Below are 19,580 nucleotides of genomic sequence, written 5' to 3'. Positions count from 1 at the left end.
TGCGTAGCCGAGCGCAATGCCGCCCAGGCCACCGTCCACTGGCAGTTTACCCTCGAAAAAGCCCGCGTCAAACTCGACCGCCACTATCAGAAAATTAGGGTAGCTAATTCCCCTGACTGAGCACTAGCCAAGGTTGTAAAAAGTGTTTCATTAGCAGATAAGTGGTGGGGTAAAGGAAAAAGCCAGCCTCAAAAAGCGCACTAAAGAATGTTCTACTTTAAAGTAGAATAATCAGATTTCAGTCGTCTAAACAACTAAATGTATTTGTTAACCAATCACTTACCTAATGCAAGGCTTAGTTTATCGCTCTTAAACCTGAATACCAAGCCTTTAATTTTTTCAGTCTCCCGGGCATAAACTATTTTCATTTTGTTTCCAAATTATCGTTTTGGGCACCTGCGGTAACGTAGCCGCACGGCCTATTTTTCGGCCTTGCCCAAAGCCCGGCCGCGGCCGGGCGGGCAGCCTTTTCCGTATCTTTACCACACGTTATCTCCCCCCACTTCTCCCCTCCCCTGCCCCATGATTATCGGCGTTCCGAAGGAAATTAAAAATAATGAAAACCGCGTGGGCCTCACGCCCGCCGGCGTAGCTGAGTTGCGCAAGCACGGCCATTCGCTGCTGGTGCAGGCGAGCGCGGGCGAAGGCTCGGGCTTCTCCGATGCCGAGTATGAGCAGGCTGGGGCGCAGCTGCTGCCCACTATTGCCGACGTGTACGGCCAAGCCGAGATGATTATCAAGGTGAAGGAGCCGATTGCTCAAGAGTACCCGCTCATCAAGGAGAACCAGCTGCTGTTCACCTACTTCCACTTTGCCAGCGGCGAGGAACTGACCCACGCCATGATTGAGCGCAAGGCGGTTTGCCTGGCTTATGAGACGGTAGAATTGCCTTCGCGCGCACTGCCGCTACTCATTCCGATGAGCGAGGTAGCCGGCCGCATGGCCCCGCAGGAAGGAGCCAAGTACCTGGAGAAACCCCTCAAAGGCCGCGGCATCTTGCTGGGCGGCGTGCCCGGCGTGAAGCCCGCGCACGTGCTCGTGCTGGGCGCGGGCATCGTGGGCACGCAGGCTGCCAAGGTAGCCGCCGGCCTCGGCGCGCAGGTTACCATCATGGACATCAACCTCAACCGCTTGCGCGAGCTCGATGATTTCATGCCCAAAAACGTGGTGACGCAGTACTCCAACGAGTACAACATCCGCGAAGCCATCAAAACCACCGACCTCGTGGTGGGTGCCGTGCTGATTCCCGGGGCCAAGGCTCCGCACCTCATCACCCGCGACATGCTCAAGACCATGCGCCCCGGCACCGTGCTTGTCGACGTGGCCGTGGACCAGGGTGGCTGCATTGAAACCTGCCGCCCCACCACCCACGAAGACCCCACCTTCATCATCGATGACGTGGTGCATTACTGCGTGGCCAATATGCCCGGTGCCGTGCCCTACACCAGCACCCTGGCCCTCACCAACGCCACCCTGCCCTACGCCGTGAAGCTAGCCAACCAAGGCTGGCAGGAAGCCTGCCGCCGCGACGCGGCCCTGCGCCTCGGCCTCAACGTGGTGCACGGTGACGTGGTGTACCAAGGCGTAGCCGAAGCCTGGAACCTGCCCCTCGTGGACGTAAACTCGGTGCTGGAAGGCGCTACTGTATAGCAATGTAGCGTGGACTCTGCGAGTCCGCGCGTAGAACGGCTCACGTACAAACTTGCAGCCCCCCCCGCTACCAAAGCCTGCCGGATACGCATCCGGCAGGCTTTTTTATGCGCTAGCGTCAATACCCTGGCCCATAAGCTTTTGCCGATACCTGAAGCCCCAATCGCGCAGGGAGCCATTGGGCGGGCTACCGGCATTGAGCCGGCTGTCCGTTCGCTATTCGCGCCGCTCGTTCTGACGGCGAGCGGGCAGCCTGCCCAACGAGGGCAGCCCGCCACGGTAAGCATTCTTCATTGAAGAGGAAAAAATTCTGGGTGCCAGCAACCAGCTGCTGGCACCCAGAATTTCTTGTACTTAGTTTTCAATCAATAATTTAGCAGTATCGTAGTCAGGGATTTCGGCCAGCCGCTCATTGGCGCCCCGCTCAAAATCCACTTGCCAGCAGTAGTGCACCAAGCCATTGGTAATCAGCAACAACGGGGCGCGCATGGTTTGGTTGTAGGTAGCTACCTGGCTGGCCACGGCCGGCGTAATAGCCACCGTGGGGCGCTTGCACTCTACCAGCAGCAGGGGGCGGCCGTTGGGGCCGAGGGCCACGAGGTCAGTGCGCTTCTGGCGCTGGTTGTAGCGGTGGCCGCGCTCCAGGCTCAGCAGGCCGCGGGGGTAGCCCATGTGCCGCATTAAGTAGTGCGCCACGTGCTGCCGCACCCACTCTTCGGGGGTCAGCACCACGTACTTGCGGCGCAGCTCGTCCCATATCTCGGGGATATTCGCCGAATTTTGCCTAATTTTGTGGTCGAAAGGCGGCAGGTCTAACGCTTGCATCACCTCCAAAGGTATGGGTTTGGCTGCCGCATTTCGCCTGGGTTCAGCACCCATCGCGCCGCCGTACCCAGTTGGGTAGGCGGCTTTTTTATTTTTAATGAGTAACTGGGCAACCGAGTACACTATTAGCTCACCCACCCACTCATTTTCAACTTACCCACTTACGCATTTACAACTTACTCATTTCCTGATGAAGACCAAAGAAGACATCGTAAACAACTGGCTGCCACGCTATACCGGCGTAGCGCTGCACGAGTTTGGGCAGTACATCCTGCTTACCAATTTCAGCAACTACGTGTACATGTTTGCCGAGCAGTTTGGCGTGGAGGTGCGCGGCACCGATAAGCCCATGCAGTCGGCTACCTCGGGCGGCATCACCATCATCAACTTCGGCATGGGCTCGCCAATGGCGGCCACGGTCATGGATTTGCTTTCGGCCATCAAGCCCAAGGCGGCGCTGTTTTTGGGCAAGTGCGGCGGCCTGAAAAAGACCAAGCTCGGCGACCTGGTGCTACCCATCGCGGCCATTCGGGGCGACGGCACGTCCGATGATTACCTACCCAAGGAGATTCCGGCGCTGCCCTCGTTCCGGTTGCAACGCGCTGTTTCTTCGATGATTAAGAAGCACGAAATGGACTATTACACCGGCACCGTGTACACCACCAACCGCCGGGTGTGGGAGCACGACGAGGAGTTTAAGGAGTACCTCAAGCGTGTGCGCGCCCTGGCCGTGGACATGGAAACGGCCACCATTTTTGTGTGCGGCTTCATGAACGACATTCCGCACGGTGCGCTGCTACTCGTGAGCGACAACCCCATGACGCCCGAGGGCGTGAAAACCGCCGAGTCGGACTCCAAAGTGACTACCGATTTTGTGAAGCGCCACCTGGCCATCGGCATCGATTCGCTGCTGGAGCTCAAGAACTCGGGCGAGTCGGTGAAGCACATGAAATTCGACTAACCCGACCGCAGATTCAAACGGATTTAACGGATTTCGCAGATACGCCCGCTACGCGGGCTGACTACGCTTTTTTTTGGGCGCGCGCTGTGAGGTGCTTGGGGGTGTTTGGGCTAGCCCGTTCTCTGGCGAGAACGGGCTTAGCTTTGCCCTTTCGGTTAGCCCTTGAACTTTGCGTACCCTTTTGTACTATGCGGCTTATTTATAAACTCGGGAGTACTCTGCTAGTTGGTGGTTTGCTTGGCTTTGTTGGCTGCCAGCCTCAGCGTGAAGTAGTTGACTTGCTGGTGACGAATGCCCACGTGTACACCGTGGATTCTGCTTTCAGCCAGGCCGAAGCCTTTGCGGTGCGCGATGGGCATTTCGTGGCCGTGGGCAAGTCGGCCGACTTGCGAGGGCGCTACCAGGCCGCGCAAACGGTGGATGCCGAGGGGCAGTTTGTCTACCCTGGCTTTTACGACGCGCACTGCCACTTTTACCGCTACGCGCTGGGGCTGAGTTCGGCTAACCTGGTGGGCGCGGCTTCGTGGGCCGAAACGGTGGGCCGCCTTACGCAGCACCGGCAGCAGCAGCCCGGCACGGCCTGGCTCACCGGCCGCGGCTGGGACCAAAACGACTGGCCCGGCCAGCACTACCCCACCAAGGACACGCTGGATGCGCTGTTTCCCGACGTGCCGGTGCTGCTTATCCGAATAGATGGGCACGCGGCGCTAGTCAACCAAAAGGCGCTGGATTTGGCGGGCGTTACGGCCCGTACGCCCATTAGTGGCGGTGTGATTGGGCACGATGCGAAAGGGCAGCTCACTGGCTTGTTGGTTGATAACGCCGTGAAGCTCGTAGCCACCAAAATACCCGAGCCCAGCGCTGCCGAAGCCGAGGCACTGCTGCTGCAAGGCCAGCAAAACTGCCTGGCCGTGGGCCTCACCAGCCTCGCCGATGCCGGCCTCGACCGGGAAGATATCGAGCGCATGGCGGCCATGCAGCAGGCCGGCAAGCTGCACCTGCGGCTCTATGCCATGCTCAACCCCACGCCCGAAAACAAGGCGTACTACTTGCCCAAAGGCCCGTATTTCAGTGATAACCTGACCATTAGCTCCTTCAAGATATATGCCGATGGGGCGCTGGGCTCGCGGGGTGCGTCGCTGCTGGCCCCCTACACCGACCGGCCCGCCGAAAAAGGCTTCCTGCTGCAAAACCCTGGGTACTACCGGGCCATTGCCAAGGAACTGGCCGCTACTAGGTTTCAGATGAACACCCACGCCATCGGCGACTCCAGTAACCGGCTGCTGCTCGATATTTATGGCGCGGCGCTGGCCGGCCAGCCCGACCGGCGCTGGCGCATCGAGCACGCGCAAGTGGTTAGTCCTTCGGATATTGCGAAGTTTGGCCAGTACCACATTGTGCCCTCGGTGCAGCCCACGCACGCTACTTCCGATATGTATTGGGCCGGCGAGCGGCTGGGCGCGGCGCGCCTGAAAACCGCCTACATCTACCAGGCGCTGCTGAAGCAATACGGCCAGGTAGCGCTGGGCTCCGACTTTCCGGTGGAGGATATAAACCCGCTCTACGGCTTCCACGCGGCCGTGGCGCGGCAAGATGCCAAGAACTACCCGGCCGGCGGCTTCCAGATGGAAAACGCCCTCAGCCGCCCCGACGCTCTGCGCGGCATGACCACCTGGGCCGCCCACGCCGGCTTCGAGGAGAAGCGCAAAGGCCAGATAAAACCGGGCATGCTCGCCGACTTCGTGGTGCTGAAAACCGACCTCCTCACCGCCCCCAAAGAGCAGCTGCGCACCGTTCCCGTGCAGCAAACCTGGATTGGCGGTAAGCGCGTATTCAGCCAGAAGTAGCCCATCAGCCCCCGGTCCGCCGGCGCAGCCGGCCGACCGGTTGTCGCGTGAACGATGCCTGCACGACCGCTTGGTTGGCGCGTGAACGATGGCCGCACGACTGACCAGGCGGCGCACGAGTCAATCGGTCGGCCGGCTGCGCCAGCGGACCGGCGCACGTACCTTGAGCCAGGTTGATAGGCAACAGAAAAGGCCGGCCTACCCATGCGGGTAAGCCGGCCTTTTTGATAAGGTATCAATAAATTAATTAATTGCTAGTCAATTTGTTAGCGCTTCGGGGCTTCGTCGGCCGAGCCGCCGTAGATGGCGGGCACTGGGATGTCGAGCAGGCGCAGGTACACGCTGAGCTGGCCCCGGTGGTGGATGAGGTGGTTGAGCACCAGGGTGCGCACCACGGCCGTACGGGGCAGTGAGAGCAGCGTTTTATCGCCGTGCGTGAGGCTCCAGATGTCGTTGAAAGCGTCGTCGCTCACGTCGGCCAGCGCTTTGTGCAGGTTCTCGGCATTGAGGTCGAAGCGCGCCAGCACGTCGGCCGCGGTAGTAGGGCTATCGGGCATCTTATTAGTGGCCAGGTCAAAGGCAGGGCCCCGCATAGACATTTCCAGGAAGCCGATGAGGTTGGCCATGTGGCCAACCAGCGTGCCCAGGGTCATGCTTTTGGCGTGGGGCTGCCAGCCAAACTGCTCAGTGGGAACGCGCTCCAGCACGCGGCGCGTAATGGCCAGCTCGTGCTTCAGCTCGTGGCCAAGCGCAGTTTGCAAATTAGGTTGGGGAGGATGAATCATGCTGCAAAGGTTGCGCTTTTAGTTGGCGCTTTTAGCGCGTGGCTAGTGGAGTGCTGGCCACCGAAGAGGCCGGCGGGGGCGGCAACACGCTGCCACCGGCTGGCTCGTCGCGCAGCTTCCTGCCGCGCAGGCTCAGCAGGAAGCCGAGGCCCAGGATGAAGAACACGATGAGCGACAGGATGCTGTTGCGCATCGAGCCCGTGATTTGCCCAATAAGCCCAAACGAGAGCGTGCCGATAACAATGCCCAGCTTCTCGACCACGTCGAAAAAGCTGAAAAACGCTGCGTTGTTGGGCGTGTTTTCGGGGATAATCTTGGAGTATGTGCTGCGCGAGAGGCTTTGCACCGCGCCCATGGTGAGGCCGATAACGGCGGCCAGCGCGAAGAAGCTCCAGCCCGCCTGCACGTAGTAGCCGGCAATGCAGATGAGCATCCAGATGAATACGGCCCAGCTGAGCGCCCGCGTGTTGCCGATGCGGTCGGAGAGCTTGGCGAAGAGCCAGGCCCCCAAAATACCCACTATTTGCAGTAGCAAGATGGTGACGATGAGCGAAGTACTATCCAGCTTCAGCACCTTATCGCCGAAGATGGTGGCCACGTACATCACCGTTTGCACGCCCATGTTGTAGGTGAAGTAGGCCAGCAGAAACCGCTTGAGATTGGGCAATTGCTTGAGCTGGTCCCAGACCTTGCCCAGCTCGCGGAAGCCGTTGAGCAGCCAGCCATCTTTGGACACGGGCGCGTCGGCGGGGCGGCCCTTGTCGGGTGGCAGCGTGAAAAACGGAATCTGGGCGAAGCCCACCCACCAGATGCCCGTGAGCAGAAAGCTCAGCCGCGTGGCCATGCCGGTGCTCATGCCAAACAGCGCCACGCCCTCGGGCCCGCCCGCAATGTGCGGCCCCATAATAATGCCCAGGCAAATAACCAGTAGCAGCACCGAGCCGATGTAGCCCATCGAAAAGCCCCGCGCCGAAAGCGAGTCGAACTTCTCTTCGGAGGAGATTTCGGGCAGGTACGAATTGTAGAACACAATGCTGCCGCTAAAGCCTACCGTGGCCGCAATGAAGATGAACGTGCTCATCGTCAGCGTATCCTTGGTGAAGAAATACAGCCCCGCGCAGCTGGCGGCCCCGATATAGCAAAATATTTGCAAAAATAGCTTCTTACGCCCCGAGTAATCGGCCAGCGACGTAAGAAACGGGCTTACCAGCGCAATAAGGAGGAAGGCCGCCGAGATGGCGTACGTCAGCAGCGACGAGCCCGGCACCTGGAAACCCAGGAAATCGACCATGTCGGTAGGGTTGATTTCCTTCGTGATACTGCCCCAGTAAATGGGAAATATTGAGCTCGTAATAACGAGCGGGTACACCGAGTTGGCCCAGTCGTAGAAGGTCCAGCCGGTGGTAATGCGCTTGTTGTCTTTTTCGACGTTGCCGGAAGTGGGAGTCATGAGGGGGGAAATTGGCTGCCGCCAAGATACGGGTGAGTAGCACGAACGCTGCGAGTCCGCGCGTAGGAACGTTGTTTAGCGCCTAACGTTCGGTGGCCCCACGCGCGAACTCGCATCGGCCACGCTACCCCTCCCAGGCTGGGCGCAGCTCGTCGTAGAGGCTTTGCACCTCGGCGCGCTCGTAGTCGGTGGGCAGGCTGGCCTGAGCGCAGGCCATTACCAGCAACACCTGCTCGCGCAGGGCCAGCCGGCGGTGGGGCGCCGCGGCCTGGCCGGCGGCCAGGGCCAGGGCGCGCAGCAGGCGGCGCAGCACGGCCGGGTTGCCCCGGGCGTTTTCGCGCACCAAGTCGAAAGCCAGCTTTACGTAGTCGGCAAAAGAGTAGGTGCGCACCAGCACGCGCAGGTGCTGGCCATCGGAGCGCAGCGCATCGGGGAAGGTGCGGTGGGCCAACCGCCCCACCAGCTCGCCCAGGTAATCGATGGCCATAATTGCCGTGGTGGTGTCGTTCACGGCCGGCGAGAGGGCCTTGAGGGCAATATCCACCAGTTGCTGCAAGCCGAAGGCCACATCCTGCTCGGGGTTGCGGTGGCGGCCCAGGCTCACGTAGCCCAGCAGGTCGGCGGGCCAGTCGGCGGCGGGGGTAGCAGCGCGCTCCATACCGGCCCGCACACTGAACAGCCGCTGCCCGTTGCCCACAAAATCGCCGATGTGCACATCGAGCCGCACCACCGTGCGGTGGCGGGTAGTCCAGGCCAAAAGACCTTGGGCATCAAGCTGTTGCAGGTAGCCGGCCGCCGTTGAGCACACCGGAAACCAGCCCTCCGGCACGGCGGCAAACGCCTCGGCGGCGGCCCGCGCCGTGGGTTGCAGCTCGTGCCCGAAGCGGTGCGGAAACAGCTGCGCAATCTGCGCCTCGGTTTCGCGCACAATCTGCTGCACCAGCGTACCCGTTTGCAGGGCCTCGGCCACATGGTGCATAAAAAATAGCAGCGCCCCCACCCCGCCCAGCGCCAGCAGCAGGCCCGCCAGCACGGCCGTGGTAGGCACAAAGTGCCCGGCGTGGCTCACCCGAATGGTGCCCTGCACCACCAGGCAGTAGGTAAATACGCTCACGAAGTAGCCCATCACAAACTGATTGACCAAGTCGCGCATGAAATTGCGCAGCGCCCGCGGCGAGTATTGGTTGCTGACCTGCGCCAGGGCGGCCAGCAGCAGCGAAAACGTGAGCGCCGCCACCGTCAGCATCGAGCCCGCAATGGCCGTGAGCATACCGCTGGCCCCAGCGGCATCAATGCCAAAAAGCAGCGGCAGCCGCCGCGTGCCGCTGGCACTGGCGTGCTGGTCGAACTGCACCAGCCCAAAGGCCAGCCCCAGCGCGGCCGCCACCATCAGCAGCGGCACAAACCACAAAGACTCGCGCAGCTGCTGCCAGATTTGGCGAAGGCGAAAAGGCATGGCGGGCAGGGTTTAGTTGATGGGCTTACCTGGGAATTTAGCCCGCACCATGCTGGCAAACTGGGCTGAGTCGAACGCAGCTTCGGTCCATTGTTGCTTGGCATTGGCTACCACCTGCTTGCCTTCGGCCAGGGTATAGCCAAAGTCTCGCAAGAATTTTCTGGCGCGTGTGCTTAGCGGCGCGGAGAGGTCGAAAGCCCCCACGATGCGGGCATTGTGCAGGTTGCACAGATGGTCTTGGCGCTGCTTGATTAGCGCAGGTCTATCCAAGCCAAATACGTCGATGCAAGCTTGGCCCCGTGCATCCAGCGCTTGGGCAGCGTTTTCCCTGAACGTCAGGTGCCGGGTAGGGTCTTCGGTAGCCAGGTCGGGTAGCAAAGGCTCCTCCATACTCAGCGCATCCGCATGGCTGTGCGCCCGCGCTGCTGGGTAGCGCAGCGGAAACAGATTGCCTTTATAATCGGTGTTGCAGCGCGTGCAGGCCAGGTAGAGATTATGCCACTCGTAAGCCAGCCAGTAGTAGCCGGGCTTAGTTAACGGGTCGCTCGCTGCCTGCTGGTAGCCGCCTTTGGGCCGGAAGTGCTCCACTGCCTCGTAGCTGGTCGCGGCAAAACCTTTAGTTTCGCAATAGCAGCATTTATCGTGCTGGTCGATGCGCAGTTGCAGTTTCACGCGTTCGTCTTTGTAAATGCCTTCCCGCGCTTCCAGTAGCTTATTGCCAGGCACCTGGCAGGCCGCCGGGTCGGCAGCATATTTTTTCTCCAACCGTGGCCGGTCGGTGCTACCCCGCGTGGCTAATGGAACCGGTACTGTCGCGCTCTTAATGATGCGAATCATACAGTTAGGGCAGCAAGTCGTTTTCACCCAGGTTTTGGGCTAGCTCAGCGAGCAAGCTTTCTGCCCGGCGCTCGGCGCGGGTAATCCCAACAGGCGAGCCGGTCAGTTCAGCCGTCAGGCGAGCCAACTCTTCTTTTTCGGCTTTAGTCAGGCGCTTCTTCAATAGCAACGTATTGCGCCGAGTGAGGTCGGCTTCCGTTTGGGGCGAAATGGGCGGCGTATCATCAAATAATTCGCTACTCAGAATCTGCTCAATGCGCCAGCGGCGCACATCGGGCAGCCTATGGCCTTGATACACAATTTCTTGGTCATTTTCCCGCTTCAGCAGCACCACATTTGCGTTCGAATCACTGGCCGCCTGCACTACAAACGGGCTGTGCGCGGTGGCAATGAATTGGGTGTTGACAAAAATCTCGCTCAGCGTTTTAACAAGCTTACGCTGCCAACTGGGGTGCAGGTGCAGGTCGATTTCATCAATGAGCACGATGGCCGGCTCTTCGAGCGGGTTTTTGCTATCGGGATACCGGACAAAAAGCTTATCGGCAAAGTCGGTGAGCCAGACAACTAACGTTTGGTAGCCGAGGCTCATGTCGCGCAGGCGCACCCAGCCGTAGGGCGTTTTGAAGCGCACGCCTTGCCGGGGACTGCCGCCGTTGCTTTGCACGGGGGCCACTTCCAGGTCGGTTACTTCGCCTTCCTCCATTATTTTGAGGAGAGCGGCTCTTATCAAATTGAAGTTTTGGGTGGTAAGCGGGTCTTTATCCTTTACCATTCGGTAATCGGCAAATAGAAACCACTCTTCGGGGTTCAACAGGTCAGCGCGGTCGTCGAAAAGGCTAGCGCAGGTATCAACGGTTTCGGGGGTTTCGCTGAGAGTAGAGTTGCCAATGGTGCGGCCTGCTCCGTAGCCGTAGCAGATTAGCCCAAGACTATTTTCACTGAATACTGATGATGAACCTCCCGTAAAGCCTTTTCCTTTCCCATAATTACTCTTCAAGGCAATACCTAACAAATTATCTTCAAATATGTGTCTGTCCTCTGTAAGTATGTGGCTTATTATTGCCACTGACTCGACCACAGCTACTTCGCTATTTCCGTCCCTATTTAGCGTCCAACCATCTCGCAGATTACTTTTCCTAGTGGCAAAATATTGAGGAGAGAATAATTTCTCATCAATTACGGGCACACCTTGTGATGGAATTACGCTCGCTAATGCCTTCAATACCGTCGTCTTTCCCACCCCATTATCCCCCAAAATAATTGTCCACTGCGCCGGCCGGCCATCTTCCCGCGCAAACGAAATTGTCTGCTTTTCGCCGAAGCTGCGCACGTTTTCCAGGCTTAGGGAGAGGAAATAGGCCGGGGGCGGGGAAGCGGATTTAGCAGCCATTGCACGAAATAAAGAAAGTCGGAATATGGTCAAAAGTAACAGGCCCACCGAAGTTCGGCGGGCCTGTTTAGCAATTGGGCAGTTCTACATGCGGACTCGTAGCGGCCGCGCTACTGCGCCAGGGCAGCGTATTGCGCCTCGGTGTCTACGTCAGTAGCGCCGCCGGGGAAGTCTACGGTGGGCAGGTGGGCGTATTGCTGTAACAGCTCGCGGGCCCCGCTGGCCCCGCGCAGCGCCAGCAGCTGCGGAAACACCGCGCGGCTGAACAGCGCCGGCACGCCCTGAGTGCCGGCGTAGGTGGAGGCTACCACGGGCTGGCCGGTGGCCTGAAACTGCACAATGAGCTGGCCAATAACCTCTTCGGTGAGCAGGGGCTGGTCGCAGAGGATGACCACGATGGCGTCTACTGGGGGGGCTTCGGCGGCGGTTTCGAGGTCGGCGAGGCCGGCGGCGATGCTGCCGCCCATGCCATCGGCCCAGGCATCGTTGCGGATTACGTGGAAGGGCAGGCCGTCGATTTCGGGCAGCAGCTCATCGTGGAGCGCGCCGGTTACCAGCACCAGCGGGCGGCAGGGGCTGGCAGCGGCCACCTCGGCGGCGCGGCGCAGCAGCGTTTGGCCGTGGTAGGGCAAGAGCTGCTTGGGGCGGGCAAGGCGCGAGGACGAGCCGGCGGCCAGCAGCAGCAGGCCCACGTTGGCGATAGGGTCGTTGTGCATGGATAGGTTTTGGTTGCTGGTGATGGGATAACGATTACCTCAAAAGAACGTCATGCTGAACGAAGTGAAGCATCTCGCCCGCATCGTTCAACGACCCGATAGAGATGCTTCACTTCGTTCAGCATGACGTTCTTTTTGCTCTTCGCTGCCTGCCCTAGCTATTTACCCCGCTCATCAGCACCTTATCGGGCGTGAGGGGCAGGTCGCGCAGGCGCTTGCCGGTGGCGTGGAAAACGGCGTTGCCCACGGCGGCGGCCACGCCCACCATCGAGATTTCGCCGATGCCCTTCACGCCCATCGCGTTGATGAACGGGTCGTGCTCATCCACAAACTCAACGGTGATGTTTGGAATATCGGCATTTACCGGCACGTGGTAGCCGGCCAGGTCGGCGTTGGTGTAGCGCGAGAAGTTCTGGTCGCGCACCGTTTCTTCCATCAGCGCCGAGCCGATGCCGAAAATGGCGCCGCCGATAATTTGCGAGCGGGCCGTTTGAGCGTTCAGGATGCGGCCGGCGCCCATCACGCTCACCCACTTCGAAACCCGGATGGTGCCCAGGTCCATATCGACCCGCACCTCGCAGAAGTGCGCGCCAAACGAGTGCATGGCGTGCTGGGCGGCCTCGTCCTTGTGGGCCGGGTCGGCGTTGGCGGCCGCGCTGGCGGCCTCGTAGCCCGAGCCGTACTTACCCTGCGCCATGCCCTCGATATCCGTGATATCGGCGCGCTTCATGAGGTCGCCGAAAGCTTCTCCTTTTTTGGGGTCTTTCTTCAGAAATAGCCGGCCTTTTTCAACGGCTACATCCTCGGCTTTGGCCTTATAGAGCGGCGATTTCTTATCGACAATCGCCATCTTTATCAGCTTCTGCCACACGTCCTGCGCCGCCAGGTACACCGACGACGATACCGTGCCGGCCGCCACCGAGCCGCCTGAGTTGGGGGCCGTAGGCAGCTGAGTATCACCGAGTTCGAAGCGCACTTTTTCGAGGGGCAGGCCCAGCGAATCGGCGGCCACCTGGGTCATCACGGTGTAGGTGCCGGTGCCCAGGTCGGTGGCACCGCTCTGCACCACGGCGTGGCCGTCGGCGTACAGGCGGGCGCGGGCGGTGCCCTGCGAGTTGTGCACCGGGTAGCTGGCCGTGGCCATGCCCATGCCCACCAAAAAGCGGCCGTCGCGGGTGGCGCCGGGCTTGGGGTTGCGCTTGCTCCAGCCAAAGAGCTCAGCCCCGCGGGCGTAGCACTGCTTGAGGCTTTTGCTGCTCCAGGGCTTGCCGGTGCTGTAGTCGTGGTCGGCGTAGTTGCGCAGCCGGATTTCGATGGGGTCTACCCCTATTTTGTACGCCAAGTCATCCATGGAGCACTCGATGGCAAACGAGCCCGGGGCCTCGCCCGGCGCGCGCATAAAGGTGGACGTCATCACGTTAGCCCGCGCCAGCTGGTACGTCGCCTCAAAGTTGGGCGTGGCGTAGAGCATATCGAGAATCTTGGCGTTCGACTCGGCGTAGTTGTCCCAGGGCGAGGTAGTCGAGGTTTTGGTGTGCACGATGGACGTGATTTTGCCATCAGCCGTGGCCCCGAGCTGCACGGTCTGGGTCTGGTCCTCGCGGTGGCCCATGCTCGTAAACATCTGCGGGCGGGTCAGCATCAGCTTCACCGGGCGGCCCACCGCCTTGGCCGCCTGCACCGTGAGGATGGTGTGCGGCCACATCGAGCCCTTACACCCGAAACCGCCGCCTAAGTACTTGGTAATCACGCGCACCTGCTCGCGCGGCAGGCCCAGCATGGCCGACAGCGTAGACTGCGTGCGCGTAACGCCCTGCGTCGATTCGTACACCGTGAGGCGGTCGGGCGCGTCCCACACGGCCGTGGTCGAGCCCGGCTCCATGGGGTTGTGGTTGTACACCGGGTGGTTGTAGGTCGCGGTCAGCTGAATGGCCGAACTGGCAAAGGCGCCCTTGGCATCGCCACGCCTGATGTGGCCATCGGCCTTGCCATCCTGAATTTTCTGCGGGTCAAACAGCTCCGCCTTGGGGTCGTGAAAGCTGGCAATGGGTGCTGCTTTCTGATACGTTATCTTCACCAGCGTAGCGGCGTGCATGGCGTGTTCCAGGGTGTCGGCCACCACCAGGGCCACAGGTTGGGCGGCGTAAAAAATCTCGTCGCTGGTGAGGGGCATGAAGCCCATTTGCGAGCCGGTGTCCTTTTTGCCCTCGGGCGTATTGGGCGTTTTGGCCAGCTTGGGCAGGTTTTGGTGGGTGAGCACGGCAATTACGCCCGGCTCGCGGGTGGCGGCGGCCGTTTCGATGCTCATAATCTTGCCCTTGGCAATGGTGCTGGTGGCGAGCACACCGTAAGTAAGGCCAGGCAGCGGGAACTCAGCCGAATACTTGGCCCTACCAGTCACCTTTTCGCGGCCCTCGACGCGCACAATGGGCTTGCCAACGAAACCGCCGGGCTTGTCAAAAAATTGGGGTTCAGCAGACATAGTAATTTCTTAAGCAGTAAGCAATTATAAATCGTTAAAATCGCTCGCAAGGACGAAGCGGCGCGTATTCGCTAATGACTACACTACTTCCAGCAAAGCGCGCACGATGGTGCGCTGCGCCAGCTCCAGCTTGAACTTATTGTGCTCGTAGGGCTTGGCATCGCGCACGGCCAGGGCCGCGGCGGCGCGGAAATTTTCCTCCGTGGCGGGCTTACCCACCAGGTATTTCTCCACGGCCAGCACGCGCCACGGCACGGTACCCACGCCGCCCAGCGCCACCCGCGCCGAGCGGATGGTGCCACCCTGCACATCGAGGCCCACGGCCGCCGATACCAGCGCGTAGGCGTACGAAGCGCGGTCGCGCACCTTGAGGTAGTGCGACTTGCGGGCGTGCGCCGCGGCCGGCACCGTAATGGCCGTAATGAGCTCGCCAGGCTGCAAGTGGTTTTCGATGTTGGGCGTAGCGCCGGGCAGCTTATAAAAATCGGCCAGCGGCACGGTGCGGGTGGTGCCCTTGGGGCTTTCCAGCGTCAGCCTAGCTTCGAGGGCCACCAGAGCCACCGCCAGGTCGGAGGCGTGAGTAGCAATGCAGCTAGCGCTGCCGCCCAGAATAGCTAGCGTGCGGTTGTCGCCCACCAGGGCGGGGCAGCCCGAGCCGGGCTGACGCTTATTGCACGGAAACGCGGTATCGCGGAAGTAACCGCAGCGCGTGCGTTGCAGCAGGTTGCCGCCCATGCTAGCCATGTTGCGCAGCTGCGGCGAGGCCGAGGCCAGGAGCGACTGCGAAATAACGGGGTAGTTCTGCACCACCAGCGGGTGCTCGCCCACGTCGCTCATGCGCTCCAGTGCACCGATGCGCAGGCCGGTAGCCGCATTTTCGATGCCCAGCATCGAGAGCTTATTGATGTCGATAAGCAGCGAGTGCTGCTCAATATTCGATTTCATCAGGTCGATAAGGGCAGTACCGCCGCCGATGAAAGCGGCCTGCTTATCGGCAGCCTTGGCGGCAGTGGCTTCTTTGGTAGAGGCGGCCTGGGTGTAGGCGAAGTTATTCATCGAATTAGCCTTTTGCTTGTTGGCCAGCCACTTCGCGCACGGCGGCCAGAATATTGGGGTATGCGCCGCAGCGGCAGATGTTGCCACTCATCCACTCGCGGGCCTGGTCGTCGGTGGTGGCGTGGCCTTCTTTCACGCAGGCCACGCCGCTCATAATCTGGCCCGGCGTGCAGTAGCCGCACTGAAAGCCATCGTGCCTGAGAAACGCCTCCTGCATGGGGTGCAGCTCGTCGCCCTGGGCCAGGCCCTCAATGGTTTGGATTTGCTTGCCCTGCGTCATCACAGCCAGCGTGAGGCAGGCGTTAACTCGCCTACCATCAACGAGTACCGTGCAAGCGCCGCACTGGCCGTGGTCGCAACCCTTTTTGGTGCCGGTGAGGTCGAGGTTCTCGCGCAGCGCATCGAGGAGCGTGGTGCGGGGCTCCAGGCGCAGGTTGCGGGCCTGGCCGTTGATGTTCAGGCTCATGCTCGCCTGGCCCGAGATGATGGGGCTGGCGGGGGCCATTTTATCGGCCAGCGCCTCGGCCTGGCTGGCAATGGGCGGGGCAAGCGCCACCCCCAGCAAGCCGCCGGTTTGCTTAAGAAAGGAGCGGCGCGAAGGGCCTTGCGGCAAAGGGCCAGCCGCGTCGGGGGTTTGGTCGTCGGAGTGCATAAAGGCAGCGAGGGATAGGTAATTGACTGACAATACCAATTAATACGTGTAAACCTCCAAGCCTGTTCATTTGATTTTCAGCTGACCGCTGCGGGTACCGGTGCACTTCTGGGTAAGCTCAGACGTAGCTCAGGTTAAGCTGCTTACAAGCAAAGGGCTGCTGCCCACCCACGCACAAAAAAGCCCGCCCTAAGAAAGGCAGGCTATTTGCAAACGGCACCAGGCCACGGCCTTAACGCGAGTACTGGGTATTCCACTTAGGGTTGTAGCGGGCCCCGCCAAATAGATACAGCATAATGGCCCGCGAGTAGCGAAACACCAACGGCGTGGATACCAGCGTAATAAGTGCAACGGCCACTACATACACCCACGTATCGGGGTCGTTGAAGAGGTAGTATAGCAAGATGCCCACTACCGCAAACGTGCCCACCGCAAAGCCAAAGCTGATGTACATGGCCCCGAAATAGAAGCCCGGCTCGGGCTCAAACGTTTGCCCGCACACGGAGCACTCGGCCGGCATGTCAGTGAACTTGGTGAGGTTGATAGCATCGTGCGAAAACAGCTTGCCCTGGTGGCAGCGCGGGCAGCGCAGCGCCAGCAAGGCCAGGGTAGAAGATTCGATGGGAGCGCCTGAAGTAGCCATAAAAAGTGCGTCAGTGATAATGACCAGGCAAAGATACCGGCCACCCCAACTGCCTACCAGAGCGGCGGGCGGGCAAAAACCGCACAAATCAACGCTGCCGCCGAAAGGCTTCGGGTGTGCTTCCTACGTGTTTTTTGAAGGCCCGGCTGAAGTACGACGCATCGTCGTAGCCCAGGGCGGCCGCTACCTCGGCCACCGGGCTGGCGGCGAGGCGTAGCAGGCGCTGGGCCTCGGCCATCACGCGGGCCAAAATGAGGTCACGGGCCGGGTGCCCCACCACCCGCCGGCAAATGGCCGTGAGGTGATTGGGCGTAACGCTCAACTGCTCAGCATAATACGCCACCGTTTTTTCGTGCCGAAAATGCTGATTGAGCAGTGCGCTGAACGCCCGCACCTGCTGGCCGCCCAGCGCCGCCTCGGGCGCGGGGGCTGCCGGGTAGTGGCGCGCCGCCAGCTCCAGCATCAGAAACAGGTAGGCGGCCACCACCTCGTCGTCGGGCTCGGCGGGCGGGGCCACCTCCCGCCACAGCTGGTCGAGCAGCGGCGCCACGGCATTGGCCGGGGTGGGCAGGTAGCACACCGGCGCGTGGCGCGCATCAAAAAACGGGTAGCCCTGCAAGCGCCCCGCCGCGTAGCGCCGCTGGTAAAACTCAGCCTCAAAAAACACGATGTAGCCCGCCGCATCGTCGCTCAGGGCCCAGCCGTGCACCTGCCCCGGTGCCAGAAAAAACAGCGCCCCCGGCTGCAAGCTATACTTCTGTAAATCAATGGTATGTGTGCCACTTCCGCGGGTAATGTAGAGCAATAGGTAAAAATCGTGGGCGTGCGGCGCACTCACCCCCGGAAACTGCGCCGCGTGGGCCGCCAGCTGCTGCACATAGTAGGGCCGGTGCCCGGCGGGGGCCGTGGGCGGCGGCGGAAAGGCCGCCAGCGGCAGCATGGGCAAGGTGGCGGGCTTCATATAAAAAACGGCGAATGATCCAAAGCTACCAGCTGCTTTTAGGGATGGCTTCTGCTTATCACCAGGCCGTCACGAAATAATACTTTTCTACGGATAGGCCAGGAGAAAGCTGCACCGGTATATTTGAGCGTTATTTTCCCAATTTTTTTTCTGCATGAAACACTTTTTTACGCTGCTTCTGAGTACGCTGGCCCTGCAAGCCAGCGCGCAATCAGCTCCTGGCTGGACTTCGGCCACGAGCCTGCCCGTCAGCCCGGCCTTTAGCTTCGCGCCCTCCATAGCTACCGATGCGGCCGGCAATATATACCTGGCAAGCGCCTTCTCGCAAAGCGCGACACTAGCCCCGGGCACCGTGCTCACGAGCCAGGGCCTGCAAGACGGCGTAGTGGCCAAGTACAGCCCTACGGGCACCCTGCTGTGGTACCGCCAGCTAAGCGGCGATGGCAACGACTCGTTTCAGAAAGTTATCGTGGATGCCAGTGGTAGGGTAATGCTGCTGGGCCTGGTTGGCGACGGTGCCAAACTGGGCACTACCACATTCAACACCAGCAACTTTGGCTCATCACTGGTGCTGGCGCAGCTCGATGCCCAGGGCCAGGTGCAATACGTACGCGAGGTAGGCAGCGCCACTCTACTGATACCCGCCAGCCTGGCCAGCGACGCGGCGGGCAACTACTATGTGAGCGGCACCTTCGCCCTGAGTGCCACGTTTGGCAGTTTCTCGCTCACCACGCCCCTCACTACAACCTACGGCCTCGACCAGTTTGTGGTGAAGGTATCAGCGGCGGGGGCTGTGCAGTGGGCCCAGCAGGGTGCTAGCGTGCCGGCGGGCACGGGCACCCCCCTCAGCCACCTGGTGGCCGAGCCAGGCGGCAATGTGTACCTGGTCTGGACCTGCCCGGCCGTGGCGGGTGGCTTTGGGAGCTTGGCCCTGCCGGCCGGTAAGGGTGACTATGATGGGCTGGTGGTAAAATTCAACCCACAGGGTACGCCGCAGTGGGCCCAGCGGGTGGGTGGCACCGGGGCCGACCTCGCCACTTTTGCGGGCCTCGACGCGGGCGGGCGGCTGGTAGTGCCTGGCTTCACCGCCCCGGCGGGCTCGTTGGTTAACCCCGCTTCGGTGGGGGCTATCACAGCTACCACGGGCTTTGTGTCGGTGCTGGAGCCCACGGCCGGCGCGGTGGTATGGGCGCGCGACCTGCAAGCTACCCTGGCCGGTGCCTACCGGAGCGTAGCGGCCGACGCGGCCGGCAACATCTACCTAGCCGGGCATTTCAGCGGCCAGGGCACGCTGCCCGGCAAAACCCTCACGGGTGCCGGCGGCCTCGATGCCCTCGTGGTAAGCTACGCGGCCGATGGCACCCTGCGCTGGACCCAGCAGAGCGCCGGCACCGGCGACGAAATCCCCACCGCCATTGCGCTCGACGGCACCGGCCGGCCGGTGGTGGCGGGCCTGCTCACCAACCAAGGGCTATTTGGCAGCACGGCGCTTACCTCCACGGCCACTACTAGCGGCAGCGGCACGCCGTTTGTGGCGTACATGGGCAGCGTTATTACGGCTACCCGCGTCGGGCAGGCAGCCGCCCCACTAGTCCTTTACCCTAATCCCGCCGCCTTGGCTACCTCGGTAACGCTGCCGGCGCTGCCCAACGGCACCCAGCTCACCCTTATCGACGGCCTGGGCCGGATTGCCCGCCGCGCGGTGGCGGGCCCCACCCTGCCGCTAGCCGGCTTGGCGCCTGGCCTCTACGTAGTACAAGCCATGGCTCCCAGTGGCGCGCAGTGGGCTAGCCGCCTCACGGTAGAATAGCCAGCCCCTGCCCCGCTCCATAAAAAAAGCGCCTGCCGATATCGGCAGGCGCTTTTCGT

Annotated in this window: 16 protein-coding genes; 4 read left to right on the top strand and 12 right to left on the bottom strand. The window is 61.2% G+C overall.

From position 1 onward, the window contains the following. Positions 1 to 522: 522 nt before the first annotated feature. Positions 523 to 1,650: an alanine dehydrogenase gene (gene ald, locus QMK33_RS20160; RefSeq protein WP_283566427.1), complete on the top strand. Its 1,128-nt coding sequence runs from the start codon at positions 523 to 525 to the stop codon at positions 1,648 to 1,650. A 354-nt stretch (positions 1,651 to 2,004) separates the two neighbouring features. Here the strand turns inward: ald and QMK33_RS20155 are convergent, their stop codons facing one another. Next, entirely contained in the window at positions 2,005 to 2,475 is a 471-nt protein-coding gene (locus QMK33_RS20155) for a type I restriction enzyme HsdR N-terminal domain-containing protein (protein WP_283566428.1), read from the bottom strand. 190 nt (positions 2,476 to 2,665) lie between these two features. Between QMK33_RS20155 and QMK33_RS20150 the strand changes: the two genes are divergently transcribed. Both QMK33_RS20150 and QMK33_RS20145 read left to right on the top strand, forming a co-directional pair. Beyond that, positions 2,666 to 3,436: an AMP nucleosidase gene (locus QMK33_RS20150; RefSeq protein ID WP_283566426.1), complete on the top strand. Its 771-nt coding sequence runs from the start codon at positions 2,666 to 2,668 to the stop codon at positions 3,434 to 3,436. 188 nt (positions 3,437 to 3,624) lie between these two features. Next, complete coding sequence (locus QMK33_RS20145; protein ID WP_283566425.1) at positions 3,625 to 5,283, top strand: amidohydrolase; 1,659 nt, start codon at positions 3,625 to 3,627, stop codon at positions 5,281 to 5,283. A gap of 266 nt (positions 5,284 to 5,549) precedes the next feature. Here the strand turns inward: QMK33_RS20145 and QMK33_RS20140 are convergent, their stop codons facing one another. From QMK33_RS20140 to QMK33_RS20090, 11 genes are all read right to left on the bottom strand, one after another. Further along, entirely contained in the window at positions 5,550 to 6,068 is a 519-nt protein-coding gene (locus QMK33_RS20140) for a DinB family protein (protein WP_283566424.1), read from the bottom strand. Between the two features lie 31 nt (positions 6,069 to 6,099). Continuing rightward, a complete protein-coding gene (locus QMK33_RS20135; RefSeq protein WP_283566423.1) occupies positions 6,100 to 7,518 on the bottom strand; it encodes an MFS transporter in 1,419 nt (472 codons plus the stop codon). 124 nt (positions 7,519 to 7,642) lie between these two features. After that, the gene (locus tag QMK33_RS20130) at positions 7,643 to 8,974 is read right to left on the bottom strand and encodes a DUF2254 domain-containing protein (RefSeq protein WP_283566422.1); all 1,332 of its coding nucleotides are present in this window, start codon (positions 8,972 to 8,974) and stop codon (positions 7,643 to 7,645) included. 12 nt (positions 8,975 to 8,986) lie between these two features. Further along, on the bottom strand, positions 8,987 to 9,811 hold the full coding sequence (locus QMK33_RS20125; RefSeq protein ID WP_283566421.1) for an HNH endonuclease family protein: 825 nt from the start codon (positions 9,809 to 9,811) through the stop codon (positions 8,987 to 8,989). A 4-nt stretch (positions 9,812 to 9,815) separates the two neighbouring features. Then, positions 9,816 to 11,201 (bottom strand): AAA family ATPase, encoded by a 1,386-nt coding sequence (locus QMK33_RS20120; RefSeq protein ID WP_283566420.1) that lies wholly within the window; start codon positions 11,199 to 11,201, stop codon positions 9,816 to 9,818. Between the two features lie 110 nt (positions 11,202 to 11,311). Further along, entirely contained in the window at positions 11,312 to 11,917 is a 606-nt protein-coding gene (locus QMK33_RS20115) for a nucleotidyltransferase family protein (protein WP_283566419.1), read from the bottom strand. Positions 11,918 to 12,071: 154 nt separating this feature from the next. Next, positions 12,072 to 14,399: a xanthine dehydrogenase family protein molybdopterin-binding subunit gene (locus QMK33_RS20110; protein WP_283566418.1), complete on the bottom strand. Its 2,328-nt coding sequence runs from the start codon at positions 14,397 to 14,399 to the stop codon at positions 12,072 to 12,074. A 78-nt stretch (positions 14,400 to 14,477) separates the two neighbouring features. Next, a complete protein-coding gene (locus QMK33_RS20105; protein ID WP_283566417.1) occupies positions 14,478 to 15,455 on the bottom strand; it encodes an FAD binding domain-containing protein in 978 nt (325 codons plus the stop codon). 4 nt (positions 15,456 to 15,459) lie between these two features. Continuing rightward, on the bottom strand, positions 15,460 to 16,107 hold the full coding sequence (locus QMK33_RS20100) for a (2Fe-2S)-binding protein (RefSeq protein WP_283566416.1): 648 nt from the start codon (positions 16,105 to 16,107) through the stop codon (positions 15,460 to 15,462). A 232-nt stretch (positions 16,108 to 16,339) separates the two neighbouring features. After that, positions 16,340 to 16,750: a DUF983 domain-containing protein gene (locus QMK33_RS20095; protein ID WP_283566415.1), complete on the bottom strand. Its 411-nt coding sequence runs from the start codon at positions 16,748 to 16,750 to the stop codon at positions 16,340 to 16,342. An 88-nt stretch (positions 16,751 to 16,838) separates the two neighbouring features. Next, on the bottom strand, positions 16,839 to 17,711 hold the full coding sequence (locus tag QMK33_RS20090; protein WP_283566414.1) for a helix-turn-helix transcriptional regulator: 873 nt from the start codon (positions 17,709 to 17,711) through the stop codon (positions 16,839 to 16,841). Positions 17,712 to 17,865: 154 nt separating this feature from the next. Here QMK33_RS20090 and QMK33_RS20085 point away from each other — a divergent pair, with 154 nt between their 5' ends. Next, positions 17,866 to 19,521, top strand: a complete 1,656-nt coding sequence (locus tag QMK33_RS20085) for a hypothetical protein (protein ID WP_283566413.1) — start codon at positions 17,866 to 17,868, stop codon at positions 19,519 to 19,521. Positions 19,522 to 19,580: the final 59 nt, after the last annotated feature.

Source organism: Hymenobacter sp. H14-R3, from assembly GCF_030063445.1.
GTDB lineage: Bacteria > Bacteroidota > Bacteroidia > Cytophagales > Hymenobacteraceae > Hymenobacter.
This window is presented reverse-complemented; position numbering and strand designations above follow the sequence as displayed.